A 15,944-nucleotide genomic window follows, 5' to 3' on the forward strand; every position below is an offset into this window, starting at 1 on the left:
CGCGACTTCCCCACCCTGACCCACGTGATCGGCTGGATCCGCGACAAAACCGAAAGCGCGACGCCACCAAAAAAAGCACCAGCTGACACAGCCGCGGCGGCCCCCAGCGCAGCGGCTGCGGCAGCGACCGTCCAGGGCGACATCGCGGCCACCGACCGGATCCCGCGCCGGGTACCGGTGCCGACGCTGCGACCCGACCTGGAGGCCTGCGTGCCGACCGGAATAGACCTGGCCGCCGGCACCCGGGTGGCGGTGATGCCCGATCACGGCGGGATCGCCGACGCGTTGATCAGCCGACTCGACCGCCTGGGCGTGGAGACCGTGAAGCTGAGCCCGGCCGACGACATCGACGCCGTGCTCGCCGACGGCCGGATCGACGGTGTGTACTGGCTGGCAGCCCTCGACGACGAGGGCCCCCTGGCGGACATGGACCTGCCCGGCTGGCAGAAAGCGCTGCGCCGGCGGGTTCGCAACCTCTATGTCGCCATGCGACGGCTGTACGAGCAGAACCCGTTCCTGGTGGTCGCCACCCGCCTCGGCGGGTACCACGGCTACGACGGGGCCGGGGCCACCTGTCCGTTGGGCGGCGCGGTCACCGGGTTCGCCAAGGCCTACCGACGCGAGCGCCCCGATGCCCTGGTCAAGGCCGTCGACTTCCCGGCCAGCCGGAAGACGTCGGCGGTGGCCGACATTCTCATCGAGGAAACGCTGCAGGATCCCGGCTGCGTCGAGATCGGGCGCGCAGCGGAGCGGCGCTGGGGCGTCGGGCTGGCGGACCGCCCGTTCCCGGACGCCGGCGACACCTCCGAGGTTCTGGGCCCCGACCCGGTGTTCGTCGTCACCGGTGCGGCCGGCAGCATCGTGTCGGCCATCACCGCGGACCTGGCCGCCGCGTTTCGCGGCACGTTCCATCTGCTCGACCTCACCCCGGGGCCCGACCCGGCCGACCCGGACCTGCGCCGGTACGCCGAGGACCGCGACGGCCTGAAGACCGACCTCGCCGCCCGGATCCGCGATCGGGGCGAGCGTCCGACACCGGTGCTGATCGAGCGGGAACTGGCGCACCTGGAACGCCTGCAGGCGGCCCTGGCCGCGATCCGGGCCGTCGAGGCCGCCGGCGGCACCGCCCACTACCACAGCGTCGACCTCACCGACACCGACGCGGTGGCCGACGTGATGGCTCAGGTGCGCGACACGGCCGGGCGCGTCCACGTGCTGGTGCACGCCGCCGGGATCGAGGTCAGCCACCCGCTTCCCGACAAGGATCCCCGCGAGTTCGACCTGGTGCTCGGGGTCAAGGGTGACGGGCTGTTCAACGTGCTACGCGGGCTCGGCGACACGCCGCTGGGCGCCGTCGTGGCGTTCAGCTCGGTGGCCGGCCGGTTCGGCAACGTCGGACAGACCGACTACAGCGCCGCCAACGACCTGCAGTGCAAGGTGTTGAGCAACCTGCGCCGGACCCGTCCGGGCATGCGCACGCTGGCGGTCGACTGGACGGCCTGGGGCACGATCGGCATGGCGACCCGGGGCTCGATCCCGACGATCATGGCCGCGGCCGGGGTGGACATGCTGCCCGCGGAGGCCGGTGTGGCGTGGATCCGGCGCGAACTCGGCGTCGGCCTGCCCGAGGGGGAGGTTGTGGTCGCCGGGGCGCTCGGCGCGCTGGCCGCCGAGTTCCACGACACCGGCGGCCTCGAGCCGGCCGCCCTGCCGGCGGAAGGGCCGATGGTCGATGAAATGGTCGCCGCCAGCGTCCACGACGGACTGGTGGTACGCACCATGCTGGACCCGACCGCCCGGCCGTTCCTGGACCACCACCGCATCGACGGCACGGCGGTGCTGCCCGGCGTCATGGGCATGGAGGCGTTCGCCGAGGCGGCCCGGATCCTCGCTCCCGACCGGCACCTGGTCGCCGTGGAGAACGTGGATTTCCGGGCGCCGCTGAAGTTCTACCGGGACGAGCCACGGACGATCACGATCACCGCGCTGCTTCGTCCCGACGGCGACGATCTGCTCGCGGAGTGCCGGCTGTGGGCGGAACGGGTGCTGCCGGGCACCGATCAGCCGCAACGCACGGTGCATTTCACCGGTTCGGTGCGACTGAGCGCCGATCCGCCCACGCTCGGCGGCGCTGCCGATCCCGGGGCCACATCGACCGACGGGACGCCGGCGCTGACTCCGGAGCAGGTGTACCGGCTGTATTTCCACGGCCCGGCCTATCAGGTGGTCGGCTCGGCATGGAAACAGGGCGACGGTGCGGCCGCCCGGTTCGCCGGCGATCTGCCGCCGCAGGTGGACGCGCCGCTGCTGATGGGGCCGCGACTGGTCGAGTTGTGTTTCCAGACCGTCGGGCTGTTCGAGGCCGGTACCGACGGCCTGCTGGCGCTGCCGATGCACTTCGACGCGGTGCGGGTGAACGGGCGGCCGGAGGAACGACCCGGATTGGTCGCCACCGCGCGGCGCGATGGGGCAAGCGGCTTCAGCTGCACCGTGAGCGGTGCGGACGGCGCCGTGGTGCTGCGCCTCGACGGCTACCGGACGGTGCCGCTGCCCGACCCGCCACCCGATGACGTGCTCGGGCCGATCCGGTCGGTCATGCGCGGCTGAGGAGAGAGAAACGGGGAGAGGGAAACGGCATGGAAACCCAACTTCGCCGGCTCGCGATCGTCAACCGCGGCGAGCCCGCGGTGCGCGCGCTGACCGCGGTCGCGGAACTCAACGCCGGAGGGCAGCGAGACGAGCCGGGAGGCGATGAGGCCGGCAACCATCCGCCGATCCGCACGATCGTGCTCTACACCGACCCGGACGCCGACGCGTGGTTCGTGCGGGAGGCCGACGAGGCCGTCCCCCTGGGATCGGCGACGTATGTCGACCCCACCGACGGCACGCGCCGGTCGCGCTACCTCGACGAGGCGGCGGTCGTGGACGCGCTGCGCGCCGCGCAGGCCGACGCGGTCTGGGTCGGCTGGGGGTTCCTGGCCGAGCACGCCTCGTTCGCGCAGGCTTGTGAGGAGGCCGGCATCGTGTTCGTCGGCCCGGACAGCGCCACCATCCGGCTGCTCGGGGACAAGGTCGCGGCCAAACGGGTCGCCGAGCAGGCCGACGTCCCGGTCGTGCCGTGGAGCGACGGGCCGGTCAGCGACGTCGCGGAGGCCCTCGGAGTCGCCGAGCGGCTCGGCTATCCGGTGGTGGTCAAGGCGGCCGCCGGCGGCGGCGGCCGCGGCATCCGCATCGTTCACAACGACGACGAACTCGCTTCGGCACTGCCGTCGGCGCGCGCCGAAGCCCGACTGGCCTTCGGTGATCCGACGGTGTTCATGGAGAAAATGGTGCCCGCCGCCCGGCATGTCGAGGTCCAGGTGATCGCCGACGGCTACGGCACCGTGTGGGCTGCCGGTGTCCGTGACTGCACGCTGCAGCGCAAGCACCAGAAGGTGTTGGAGGAGTCGGCCTCGACGGTGCTCAACGCCGAGCAGGAGCAGGCGATCCGCGATGCGGCGGTACGATTGGCCGCCGCCGCGGGCTACCAAAACGCGGGCACGGTGGAGTTCCTGGTCGACCCCGAGACCCGGCGGTTCCAGTTCATGGAGGTCAACACCCGGCTGCAGGTCGAGCACCCCGTCACGGAGGCGACCACCGGGCTCGATCTGGTGAAGTTGCAGCTGCACGTGGCGCGCGGCGGGCGGCTCACCGGCGTGCCGCCACAGGTGTCCGGGCATGCGATCGAGGCACGGCTGAACGCCGAGGATCCCGAGAACGGGTTCGCCCCGGCACCCGGCCGGCTGACCCAGCTCCACCTGCCCGGCGGGACCGGGATCCGCGTGGACGCGGGTGTGCGCGAGGGCGACCGCATCCCGCCGGACTTCGACTCGATGATCGCCAAGATCGTGGCGTGGGGAAACGACCGCGCCGAGGCGCTCGCCCGGCTGCGCCGCGCGCTGCGCGAAACCACGGCGGTGGTCGACGGCGGCACCACCAACCGTTCCTTCCTGCTGACCCTGCTGAATCGGCCGGAGGTGAGCGACGGGATATTCGACAACCACTGGCTGGACCGGCTGACCGGCGAGGCGGCGCACCTGCCCACGCCGGATCCGGTGGCCCTGCTGGTGGCCGCGATCGAGTCGTACGACCTCGACGAGGCCGCCGACCGGATCGTGTTCCACGCCCGCGCGGCACGCGGCGGCGCCGAGCCCATGCCCGGGGTGGGCCACCGGTGCCGTCTGCGTTACCGGGGCCAGCGGTATGACCTGCACGTCTACCGCACCGGCCGCACCACCTACCGGATGGCATCCGGCACCGGCAGCGCTGATGTCACGATCGCTCACCATGACCGGTATCAGCGACGGGTGGTCGTCGGCGGCCGGACGCACCGCGTGGTGTCCGTCGTCGAAGGGGCCACCCTGCGGATCGATGTGGACGGCGCGGCCCACGCGGTGTTCCGCGACGACGGTGGTGTGGTGCGTTGTCCCGGGCCGGCTTTCGTGCTGTCGGTTCTCGTGGAGCCCGGGGATCAGGTGGCCGAGGGCGACCCGGTCGCCGTCCTCGAGAGCATGAAGATGGAGAACACCGTCACCGCACCGTTCGCCGGCACCGTCGCCGCCGTCGAAACCGCCGCGAACGCGCAGATCGAGGCGGGCGCGCCGCTGCTTCGCATCGCGACGTCCGACGCCGACCAGGGCCATACCGGGGGCGCGGTCGACCTGACCGGACTGGCCGCCACCGAACCGCCCGGCACGGCCCCCTGCGAGCAGGTGTACGAGGCCCTGCACAGATATCTGCTCGGCTACGACCTGGATCCGGGCTCGGTTCAGGCAATGCTGACCCGCCAGCATCGACTCGGCGAGACCGCCTCGCCGACCGACACCGACCTGTTGCACTGCGAGGACGAACTGCTCGACCTGTTCGCCGACGTCGGCTCGCTCTACCGGCCGCGCGGCGAAATGGACCCGGAGGAAGAACTGGTCGCCGGCAGCGCCCAGGAGTATCTGCTGTCCTACCTGCAGTGGCTCGACGCCGACCGGGCCGGTCTGCCCGACGGATACCGGCGGCGGCTGGAGCGGGCGCTGCAGCGCTACGGCGTGCACGGGCTGGAGCGCAGCCCCGAACTCGAAGAAGCCGTGGTGTGGATGTTCAAGTCGTTCCGTCGGCTCAACGAGCTGGCGCCGACCGTGACGGCCATCCTGGAGCGCCGGCTTCGCCACTGCGCCCAGCTGGCGCCGCTGGCCGACCCCGAGATGCGGGCCCGACTCGACCGGCTGGCCGCCATCGGGAGCCGCCAGCGCGTGGTCGCCGAGCTGGCCCGCGATGTGCGGTTCCGCTATTTCGACGAGCCGCTGCTGGCGGTCACGGTCGCCGACGAATACGCCGCGGTGGGGCAGGTTCTCGACGAGCTGAGCGACGATCCCGACGGCGCCGGCCGGCCCGAGAAGATCGACCGCCTGGTGGCCTGCGCACAGCCGCTGCGCTCTGAGTTGCTGCGCAGATGGCGCGCCGGCGAAGATCCCCGATTCCGCCGGGCGGTACTGGAGGTCTACACCCGCCGGTTCTACCGGATCAGGGAACTGCAGGCACTGGTCTTCGAGGAACGCGACGGGCGGCTGCTGTGCACCGCCGACTACGACTTCGAGCAATTGCCCATCCATCTGGTCACCACGTACGGGCCGCTGGCGGAGCTGTCGGAGTTGTCCCGGGCGATCGCCGGGCACCTTGCCACCATCGAGACCGACCGACAGGTCGTGGTGGATCTGCCGCTGTGGCGGCACGGCGACGCCGCCGATGACGACGACATCGTCGCCGAGGCCGAAAAGCTGCTGTCCGACTGCGATTTCGGGCGCGCGCTGCACCGGCTGGACCTGACCGTCACAACGCTTGACGGAGACGTGCCGGAACGCTTCCGCACCCATCACGTGACCTTCCGTCAGCAGGACGGCCATTTCGTCGAGGATCACCTCTACCGCAACCTGCACCCGATGCTCGCCAAGCGACTGGACCTGTGGCGCCTGGCGAACTTCACATTGCGCCGCCTGCGGTCGGCCGAGGACGTCTACGTGTTCCACGGCGTGGCCCGCGACAATCCAACCGATGAGCGACTTTTCGCGCTCGCCGAAGTGCGCGACATGACACCGGTCCGGACCGCCGATGGTGTGATGCGGTACCCGCGGTTGGAGTTGATGGGTCTGCTCGCACTGTCGGCGATGCGCGAGGCGCTGGCCACGTTCGACGAACGGAACCGACCGGCGGCCAACCGGGTGGTGCTCTACGTCCGCCCACCGTGGGATGTGGCCCGCCCCGGGTGGACCGACGTGGCGCGCATGTCGGCCCCGTTCGCCGCCGGCGCCGGACTGGAGAAGGTGGTGCTGCGCGTGCAGTTCCCCGACGGTCGCGATCGCGTGGTGGAAGTGGAGGGGTTGGGCGAGGGCCTGACGGTGCGCGAGCGCCCGCCCGGGCAGGAACCGATCCAGCCGCTGACGCCGTACCGACAGAAACTACTGCGCGCCAAGAGATTCGGCGTCCCTTACCCCTATGAGATCATCCGGATGCTCACCCCTCCGCCCGAGGCGGTGGCGCGGTTTCCCACCGGGAAGTTCGTCGAGTACGACTTCGACGAACACGGAGCCCTCGTCCCGGTGTCGCGACCGTACGGGATGAACACCGCCAACATCGTGGTCGGCGTGCTGCGCAACAACACCGAGAAGGTGCCGGAGGGGATGGACCGGGTGGCGGTGTTCGGCGATCCGACCCGCGGGCTGGGCAACCTGGCCGAGGCCGAGTGCCGGCGGATCATCTCCGCACTGGACCTCGCCGAACAGATGCGGGTGCCGGTGGAGTGGTTCGCGCTGTCGTCCGGGGCCAGGATCGCGATGGACAGCGGCACCGAGAACATGGACTGGATCAGCGCTGTGCTGCGCCGCCTCATCGAGTTCACCCAGCGCGGCGGGGAGGTGAACATCGTCGTCACCGGGGTGAACGTCGGCGCCCAGCCGTACTGGAATGCCGAGGCGACCATGCTGATGCACACCCGCGGGATCCTGGTGATGACCCCGGACAGCGCGATGGTGCTGACCGGCAAGCAGGCACTGGACTTCTCCGGCGGGGTATCGGCCGAGGACAACTTCGGCATCGGCGGCTTCGACCGGATCATGGGCCCCAACGGCCAGGGACAGTACTGGGCTCCCACCCTCGCCGACGCGTGCGACATCCTGCTGCGCCACTACGAGCACACCTACGTCGTCCCGGGTGAAGCGTGGCCACGGCGGCGCACCACCGCCGACCCTGCGGACCGCGACGTCCGCTGCGCGCCACACGCCGCCGTCGCGGGCTGCGAGCTGACGACCGTCGGAGAGGTCTTCTCCGCCGAGCACAACCCCGAGCGCAAGAAACCGTTCGACATGCGCTCGGTGATGCGAGCGGTCGCCGACGAGGACTCCGAGCCCCTGGAACGTTGGGGGCAGTGGCGTGCCGCCGAGACCGCGATCGTGTGGGACGCGCATGTCGGCGGTATCCCGGTGTGCATGATCGGAATCGAATCGCACACCGTGCCCCGGCACGGTTTCGTGCCGGCCGGCGGCCCTACGTCGTGGTCCTCGGGAACACTCTTCCCGCAGGCGTCGCGCAAGCTGGCCCGCGCCATCAACGCGGCCAGCGGCAACCGGCCCGTGGTGGTGCTGGCGAACCTGTCGGGCTTCGACGGCTCGCCGGAGTCCATGCGCCGGTGGCAGCTGGAGTATGGCGCCGAGATCGGCCGGGCGGTGACCAACTTCCGCGGCCCGATCGTCTTCGTGGTGGTTTCCCGCTACCACGGCGGTGCGTTCGTGGTGTTCTCCAAGAGGCTCAACGAGGGGATGGAGATCGCCGCCGTGGAGGGCTCGTTCGCGTCGGTGATCGGCGGCGCGCCCGCCGCCGCCACCGTCTTCGCCCGGGATGTACGGGCGCGCACCGAGCACGATCCCCGGGTGCTCGAGGCCGCCGAACGGGTGCACAGCGCAACGGGGCCGGAGGCCGGCGCGGCGCGGGCCCGGCTCGCCGAGGTCACCGAGACGGTTCGCTCCGCGAAGCTCAGCGAAGTGGCCGACGAGTTCGACCGGATCCACACCGTTCAGCGGGCGCTCGCAGTGGGCTCGGTGGACCGCATCATCGAAGCGAAGGGGCTGCGGCCCTACATCATCGAGGCCCTCGACCGGCGGATGTCGGTGGTGTGACGCGTCAGCCCTGGTCCGCGTCAGCCCTGAAACCCGTCGTTCAGGTCGAAGTAGCGAGGTGACCGGACGCTGCGCGCCACCGCCTGACTCAACCGAAGAATCCGCAGGTCTCCGAACGGGGTGCCCTGTCCCCGGTTGCACACCATCGCCAGCGCCAGGTTGTGTTCGGGATCGGCGAACGCTCCGGAACCGGCAAACCCGAAATGGCCGTAGGCACGCGGCAATTGCTTGTGCACCAGCGGCAGCCGGTGGTAGCCGAGCCGCCACTGCATCGTCATCACGATGATCCGGTCGCGCTGGCTGTTCTGGATCGTCGACGCTTTGCGCACGGTTTCCTCGGACAGAATTCGCACGCCGCCGAGCTGGCCGCCACCGGCGAGCATCGCGTACATGGCACCGAGCGAGACGGCATCGAAATGCCCGTTCATCGCCGGGACGGCGGCGTCCAGCAGCCGCGGATCGGCGACCACGTCCTCGATCCCGCGGGACAGCGCCGCGTTGAGCAGCCGGTGCGGGTTGACCGGCGACCTCAGCACATGCAATCCCCGCGTCACCTGGTTGAACACGAAGTTGCCGACGGGGGCGGTCAAACCCCGGAAAGCCGGTGACATCGGTTCCAGCGGCGCCACCCGATGCCGCTGCTCGGGCGGGCAGCCGATGTAGAGGCCGTCGAGCCCGAGCGGTTCGGCGATCTCCTTCCGCAGGAACTCGTCGAGCGACATGCCGGAGATCCGCCGCACCAGTTCGCCGACGAGCCAGCCGAACGTCAGCGCGTGATAACCCACCTGCGTTCCGGGCGGGTAGGCCGGCTTGGCCCGGGCCAGCGCGTCGGTCATGTGTTCCCAGTCGAGGATCCGGGACCCGTGGTCGATGATCGTGCCCAACCGGTGCAGGCCCGCCGAATGGCTCAGCACCTGCCGCACCGTGATCTGCGCCTTACCGTTCTGGGCGAATTCCGGCCAATAGGTGGCGACGGGTTCGTCGTAGTCGAGTTGGCCACGATCGGCGAGCACATGGGCGCAGGTGGCGGTGACGCCCTTGGTGGTGCTCCAGCACATCGCCAGGGTGTCGCGTTGCCATCGATCACCCTCAGAGTTGCGAACTCCACCCCACAGATCGACGACAAGCCTGCCACGGTGGTAGACGGCCACCGAGGCGCCACCGTCGGTGGCTGCGATCTGGTTCCTGAAGACGTCGGCGACTTCACGGAATTCGTCGTCGAAATGACCTTCCACCAGATCTTTTCCTGGTTCACATACTTCCAATTCGGATTCTCCTACCGGCCGGCGTCGGCGAGTGCGATGACGGCGTCGAATCCTTCGCGGATGCACCCGGCGAGCATGTCCAGATCCGGGACCGCTGCCGCATCGACATTGATCCCGACGAATGCCTTGTGGCGGTATCCGACCAGGGTGCAGTTGGCCGCGACGCCGACGAGGGGACCGAACGGATAGAGTCCGATGACCTCCCCGCCGGCCAGGTAGATGGTCTCGTCGCCGGCGGGAACACTGATGGCCGCGAAGTCGCCGTGTTTCATCAGCGTCCCGAAGAACGGTTGCAGCAACGGGCCCAGGGCATTGAGCATCATGGGGATTCCGGTGGCCAACGGAAGTCTGACATCCTGCTTCAGTTGATCGATCAGGCCGTGGTAGGTCGTCATCGCACCGGCCGGATCATCGGCGCCGACCGGAAGGGCGATGGCCGCGCCCATCACATGGTTTCCGAGGGACGAGTCGCCCTGCTCGCGAACATTGACCACGATTTCGGCGCGCAGTCGCTCGACGGGCTCCCCATGTCGCTGGTGGTAGAGGGCGAACCCGTGGGCGACAGCGGCGACGAACGCGTCGTTGACGGTACAGCCGTGGGGTTTGGCGGCCTTACGCAGACTCTCGAGGTCGGACTCGAAGGCGGTGAAGCGCATCCACCCTCGGCGCTCGGTCATCAGCGGGGACAGGGTCTTCAACGGCGGCGTGAGAATCCGTCCCAAGGCCCGCATGTTCCTCGTCATTCCACGGGCAGTGTCAACCGGTCGCAACACCGCAGCGGGTATCGCACGCGTGGCCGAGTTGCCCGACCGGCCGACGACTCCGGCAATCCGGCGCCCGCTGTTCGTGACGGCCTCGACAGCCAGGTCGAAGGGAGATTGACTCTCCGGCTCCGGGATCGCGGGCAGCACGCCGAGATCGCGTGGTTCGCGGGTGGGGTCACTGAGGCAGGCGACCAGCAGCACCACGCCCAAGCCGTCGGTCAACACATGATCCATCTTGATGATCAGCGCTGCTTCGCCCCGTTGGAGACCCTCGACGACGGTGACGGTCCACAGCGGGCGATCCCGGTCGAGGCCCGACATCGTCGACTGGCGCGCGAACTCGAACACGCCGTCGATGGACCCGTCTCCAGGCGCACCGATCCAGCGGACGTGGTAGGAGAGATCGAAGTTCGGGTCGACGAGCCAGCGGGGCGTCGACAGGCGCAACGGCACCTCGACCAGTCGGTGCCGGAATGCGGGCAGGGTACGGCTGACACGTTCCAGGCGGTCCAGCAGCACGTCCCGGTCGGGTGGCCGGTCGAGGAGGAGGATCGCGGTCATCGTCTGCCGCAGCAGGGGGTCCTTCTCGATTCCCCACATCGCCGCTTCGGAATCGCCCACGTGCAGCGGTTTGTGCGATTCCTGTCCGTGATCGCCGATCGTTGTCATCGTTCTCGGGTTGCCGTCCATGAGTTCTGCGGCTCGTCCTGCAGTGCGATCCGAAGCCATCCCTTCAGGAGTGTCCATCACACGCGGCGTCCCGCGCTGACAGTTTCCAGAGATTCGGCCGGGCCCGGTTGATCACGCGCCGGGGTGAAGACGCCCGGACTTCGGAATCAACGCAGGTGTAGCGGTCGGTCGAGCCAGGAGTGCCGGGGAACCGCCGGCGACAGCACGCCGGGGACGAGCGCCACCGGCGGTGGACCCGCAACCTCGGTGGCGATCGTGAGCAGAAATCGCCCTTCGCGCCGCCACCAGCCCGGGAACACCGGGCCTTCCTCGGCGCGGACGGTCAACGCGCCCCAGCCATCGCTGCTCGGTGCGGCCAACGTCACCTCGACGGTGAGGGTGTCCCGGCGCAGCCCGGTCTGCAACACCTTCAGCGCGCTCTCCTTCGCCGACCAGATCAGGTTCGCCGCCGCGTCGCGCTCGTCACCGGCCTGGCATGAGCTGACCAACCGCTGCTCGGCCGCGGTGAGGAAGTCCTGTACGAAGCCCGGCGTGCGCGGCTCCACCAACTCCAGGTCGCAGCCGACCGGGTGACGCGACCCTGCCGGGGACGTCAGGCACACCGCCCAACCGGCGCGATCGGTGATCGACACACCCAGTTCGATCGGAGCCCCGTCGACGCACACGTAGGGGGCGCCGCTGGGCGCGTTGCGCACCTCGATGCCGGCCAGCGCGACGGGGTCGGTCGGCCGCCCGATGGCCGCAGCGACGGCATGCTTGGTGACCAGCCGGCGCAACAAGTACTCGGTGCGCCGCTTGGTGTATCGCAGCCCGGCCAGGTTGGCCGCCTCGCCGGGCGCCAACCACTGTTCTCCGGCGGGCAACGCATCCTCGCCCAGCGCGAGCCACCGACGCCCGCCCGGACCGACCGGGCGTTGTTCCATGAGAACCTCCAGCACGGACTTCCAGGTCGAATCTACTGCCCGCGAAACCGGCGGCGCCGCCACTGTCGCATTCCCGCCGCTCTCGACAATCCGCCAAATTACTGCACGCGCAGGAGTAGAAAAACGGCATCGGCTGGACGAATCGGCCTGCCCTCCGGGGCGGGGATTCGAAGGATCCGCGGAGGCACGAATGGAGCAATTGAGTGGCCTGGACGCCGCGTTCGTCTACGCCGAGGCCGCGGGCGCGGCGCATGTCACCTTCTTCGGGATCTACGACCCGTCGACAGCGAAGGGCGGCACCATCACCTTCGAGGATGTGTCGGCGCATGTCGGGTCCCGACTGGGCGCCGACCGCCTTTTTCGCGCCGTCCTCGCCCGTGTCCCGTTCGATCTGGACCACCCGTACTGGGTACGCGACCCGAACTTCGACATCGGGGAACACCTGCATCGGCTGACCCTGCCCAGCCCGGGCGGCTGGTCGCAGCTGTGCGATCAGGTGTCGCAGTTGCACGCCCAGCGGATGGATCTGCGCCGACCGCCCTGGCAGGGCTACTTCATCGACGGGCTCGGCAAGATCCGCGGAGCGCCGGAACACGCCTTCGCGTTGTGCTTCAAGGTGCACCATTCCGCGGTCGACGGGATGACGGGCGTCAAGTTGGTCAACGCCTTACACGATCCGACACCTGACACCGCGCCGGCGCCGCAGCCCGACTGGACCCCGGAGCGATATCCCTCATCGCTGAACCTGCTCGCCCGAACCGTGTTCACCTACGCCCGCCGGCCGCAGCAACTCGTCTCGGCGGCAACACACAGCATTCCGCTGCTGGCCAAGATCCCCGGGGCGATCACACGGCAGATCCCGACCGGCCATCGGGCGGAGCAGGGACCCTCGATCGACGTTCCCCACACCCCGTTCAACTCACACACCGACGCCAGCCGCAACTTCGACGCACGCGACTACGACCTCGCCGAGGTGTTGAGAACACGCAGGCTCGTACCGAACGCCACGGTCAACGATGTGGTTCTGACCGGTATCGGAGGCGCCATGCGCCGATATCTTCTGGACAAGGGCGAACTGCCCGAGAAATCGATGGTGACGGCGATGGCGTTGGCGCTGCAGACCGACTCCGCACCCCGGCCCACGGTGAATCAGATTTCGGTGGTCCGCGTTCTGCTCGGCACCGACATCGACGACCCGCTCGCCCGCTTGAAGGTCGTGCACGAATCGAGCACCAATTCCAAGGCCATGGGCGAAGAGCTGGGGGAACGGGTTCTCGAGTTCGCCGAGTTCGTGCCGGGCGCGCTCGTTGTCCCAGCCATCCGGGTCGGGAGGGCGACACACGCCGGGAGTCTCATCGAGACCTCACGGATCGCGAACACCCTCGTGTCCACCATGCGCGGCGCGGATTTTCCGATCTACCTCGCCGGCGCCGAGTTGCTCTCCGGCTACGGGTTGTCCCCATTCACCCAGGGATGCGGGCTGATCCACAACGTGATCAGCTACCGCGGACGCGTGTTCGTCAGCATCAACGGATGTCCGATCGTGCTGCCGGACATCGAACATTACGGGGACTGCATGGATGCTTCCTTCGCCGAACTGCTGTCCAGCGCCACAGCGTGACCCCCGCTCCGGGTCAACCCGGACCTGCACCGTGACGCGCTATCCCGCGAGCGCCTCGGCGGCCGGGCCGAGATCGAAGAACTGGGTTTCGCCGTTGGCGTCGTCGAGTCCGTCGTTGTCGGTGACGACGTAGAGGTTGCCGTTGCCGGTCACCGCAAAGCCCTCGACCTTCTCCTGGACGAACCCGTTGCTGCCCTGCAGATCGGGAAGCAGATTGCGGGCCAGCGTCTTCGGCAGCACCTCCGGCACGTCGGCGGCCGAGCCGACACCGCCGTCCTGCGGCATCTCCACCCGGTAGATCGCCTTCACCTTCGCGTCGGGCCCGTTGAGCTTGTCACGCTCGAGCACCAGCAGCGCGCCGGCGACGGATCGGTGGCCGGGTTGACCCTCCGTTGGCGCTGCGCTCAGGGCGGGGTTTTGCGAATGAGCAGCTACCTCAACGCAGTCTCGACGGGCCGCGACGGGCATACCATGAGGCCGTCATTCACCGGAGGAGAAACGTCATGGGTTCGACCGAAACCAGCCGGCACGCCACATCCCTGACCAACGGCGAGATCGTCGAGGAGTCCGACCTCGGTTCGATCCGGCGGGTCGTCGCCGATCACTTCCCGATCCTGTCCGGGCTGTCGATCAAGCGCATCGTGATCAACCCCGGCGCCATGCGCACCCCGCATTGGCACGCCAACTGCAACGAGCTCACCTACTGCATCTCGGGCACGTCGTTCGTCTCGGTGCTCGACAGCTACAGCCGGTTCTCCAGCTTCACCGTCGCCGCTGGCGACATGTTCCACATCGACTCTGGGTCGCTGCACCACATCGAGAACATCGGCGAGGAGCCTGCCGAGTTCGTTCTCGCGTTCCGCAGCGAACGCCCGGAGGACTTCGGCCTGGCGGCCTCGTTCGGCGCGATGACGGATGCGGTGCTGGGCAACACCTACGACCTGCCCGCCTCGGACTTCACCGCGATGCGGCGCGACACCGTCGACCGAAAACTCGCGTGGCGCAATGGCGAAGCGGAGGTGCCCGCGACGGCGTGGTTCGACGATCCGCACAAGTTCTCCGTCGAGGCACAGAGCCCGACGATCGGCGTGGCGGTCGGCTCGGCCAGGCTGGCCCGGGCGCAATACTGGCCGGCGCTGAAGGACCTGTCGATGTACTCGCTGCGGATCCGCGAAGACGGCATGCGCGAACCGCATTGGCACCCGATCACCGCCGAGATGGGTTACGTGCACAAGGGTTCCGGCCGCATGACGGTGATGGACCCGGACGGCTCGCTGGACACCTACCTGCTCGACGAGGGCGACGTGTACTTCATCCCGCGCGCCTACCCGCACCACATCGAGGTGATCGACTCCCCGGACATCCATTTCGCCATCTTCTTCGACCAGCCGATGCCCGGCGACATCGGCTACCGCGCCTCGGCGAGCGCCTACTCCCGGGAGGTGCTCGCCGCGACGTTCAACATGCACATCGACGATCTGCCGGCGTTCCCGTTCACCAAGACCGACCCGCTGATCGTGGGCCGGGTCAATCCGGTGGACGCATAGCCGGTCGACTTCACAACGTTGAGACTGCGCTGGCGGCGAAGAAGTTCGAGTAGCCGCCGCCGTGGGCGCAGCCCCAACGAGGTGGGCGCAGCCCCAACGAGGTGGGCGCAGCCCAACGAGGTGGGCGCAAGCTTCCTGACCCGAAACTGCGCTTATCGCGGTACGACCGTGATGGCGCAACGGGGGCCATTCACCCCGGATAACCTTGAATCCGCTGTCACAAGCGCACAGTCCAGGCTTTCGGCGAGTGCGACATACATCGCGTCGTACGCGGAGACAGCGGACCGAAGTTCCCAGACACGTTCGAGAAGGGGCGGCGCGGCGTAGCGGATCAGCCCGAGCCGTCTCCAGACATCCAGTGCTCGGCGCGCTTGCCCGGCAGCGAGCAGACCGGCGGCGAGGTGCCGCCGCAATACACTGACCACTTCCGCATCGACCAGGTGCGGCGCGTGCACCGACTCGTCAGCAATGAGCCGGCGCGCCTGGCCGTCGTTGAGAAGTGCAGAGACCGCCGCCGACGCGTCGATGACGATCACCGGCGCTCGGATTCCACCTGCTTGACGATCGCTTCTGTCGGGATGTCGAGGTCGGGCAGGGAAGCGACCAGCGCGGCGTTGTCGACTCGGCGTGTGGCGGCATCGAGTTCACGGATCGCGACAGCGGTCACCGACATGCTCGACGCGCGCGCCATCCGCTCGAGTCGGTCCATGACCTCATCGGGGACGTTACGCAGGTACAGGGTCCTCACCTGGCGAGCGTAGCTCGTGAGCTTGCGGACAGCTAGCATTTCGCTAGCGCCGCCTGGTTCGCGCTGTCGCTCCGGGCCTCGGCGTCGTCGCTCATGCCGTAGACGCTACGCGCGGGCACCGACATCGGATTCGCCGAAACTGCTTTCAGGGCCGTCAATTTCGCCGTGCAGCACCCCTGGGTGCAATC

General features: G+C 68.9%; 9 protein-coding genes and 1 pseudogene. 4 read left to right on the plus strand and 6 right to left on the minus strand.

Features of this window, described 5'->3' with window-relative positions:
- Both JDV09_RS24425 and JDV09_RS24430 read left to right on the plus strand, forming a co-directional pair.
- Positions 1-2,607 (plus strand): SDR family NAD(P)-dependent oxidoreductase (locus JDV09_RS24425; RefSeq protein WP_221371730.1); only part of this gene is annotated, 2,607 nt, incomplete at its 5' end.
- Between the two features lie 29 nt (positions 2,608-2,636).
- Positions 2,637-8,198 carry an ATP-binding protein gene (locus JDV09_RS24430; RefSeq protein WP_221371731.1) on the plus strand — a complete coding sequence of 1,854 codons (5,562 nt, stop codon included), beginning with the start codon at positions 2,637-2,639 and terminating at the stop codon, positions 8,196-8,198.
- Between the two features lie 20 nt (positions 8,199-8,218).
- On the opposite strand, the gene JDV09_RS24435 is transcribed toward JDV09_RS24430, so the two are convergent.
- From JDV09_RS24435 to JDV09_RS24445, 3 genes are all read right to left on the minus strand, one after another.
- Positions 8,219-9,433, minus strand: a complete 1,215-nt coding sequence (locus JDV09_RS24435; RefSeq protein ID WP_308124233.1) for a serine hydrolase domain-containing protein — start codon at positions 9,431-9,433, stop codon at positions 8,219-8,221.
- A gap of 41 nt (positions 9,434-9,474) precedes the next feature.
- On the minus strand, positions 9,475-10,848 hold the full coding sequence (locus tag JDV09_RS24440; RefSeq protein ID WP_221371733.1) for a wax ester/triacylglycerol synthase domain-containing protein: 1,374 nt from the start codon (positions 10,846-10,848) through the stop codon (positions 9,475-9,477).
- Positions 10,849-11,063: 215 nt separating this feature from the next.
- A complete protein-coding gene (locus JDV09_RS24445; RefSeq protein WP_221371734.1) occupies positions 11,064-11,840 on the minus strand; it encodes a 4'-phosphopantetheinyl transferase family protein in 777 nt (258 codons plus the stop codon).
- Positions 11,841-12,030: 190 nt separating this feature from the next.
- On the opposite strand from JDV09_RS24445, the gene JDV09_RS24450 reads away from it, so the two are divergent.
- Complete coding sequence (locus tag JDV09_RS24450) at positions 12,031-13,461, plus strand: wax ester/triacylglycerol synthase family O-acyltransferase (protein ID WP_221371735.1); 1,431 nt, start codon at positions 12,031-12,033, stop codon at positions 13,459-13,461.
- 39 nt (positions 13,462-13,500) lie between these two features.
- Here JDV09_RS24450 and JDV09_RS24455 read toward each other — a convergent pair.
- A pseudogene (locus JDV09_RS24455) lies at positions 13,501-13,821 on the minus strand (esterase-like activity of phytase family protein); the annotation flags it as partial.
- 143 nt (positions 13,822-13,964) lie between these two features.
- Between JDV09_RS24455 and JDV09_RS24460 the strand changes: the two are divergent.
- On the plus strand, positions 13,965-15,008 hold the full coding sequence (locus JDV09_RS24460; protein ID WP_221371736.1) for a cupin domain-containing protein: 1,044 nt from the start codon (positions 13,965-13,967) through the stop codon (positions 15,006-15,008).
- Between the two features lie 152 nt (positions 15,009-15,160).
- Here the strand turns inward: JDV09_RS24460 and JDV09_RS24465 are convergent, their stop codons facing one another.
- Positions 15,161-15,544, minus strand: a complete 384-nt coding sequence (locus JDV09_RS24465; RefSeq protein ID WP_221371737.1) for a type II toxin-antitoxin system VapC family toxin — start codon at positions 15,542-15,544, stop codon at positions 15,161-15,163.
- On the minus strand, positions 15,541-15,756 hold the full coding sequence (locus JDV09_RS24470) for an antitoxin (protein WP_221371738.1): 216 nt from the start codon (positions 15,754-15,756) through the stop codon (positions 15,541-15,543). Before JDV09_RS24470 ends, JDV09_RS24465 begins: the two co-directional genes overlap by 4 nt.
- Between the last annotated feature and the right edge of the window lie 188 nt (positions 15,757-15,944).

Origin of the sequence: Mycolicibacterium xanthum, from assembly GCF_019710635.1 — a bacterium.
In the GTDB taxonomy this organism is placed as follows: Bacteria; Actinomycetota; Actinomycetes; order Mycobacteriales; family Mycobacteriaceae; genus Mycobacterium; species Mycobacterium xanthum.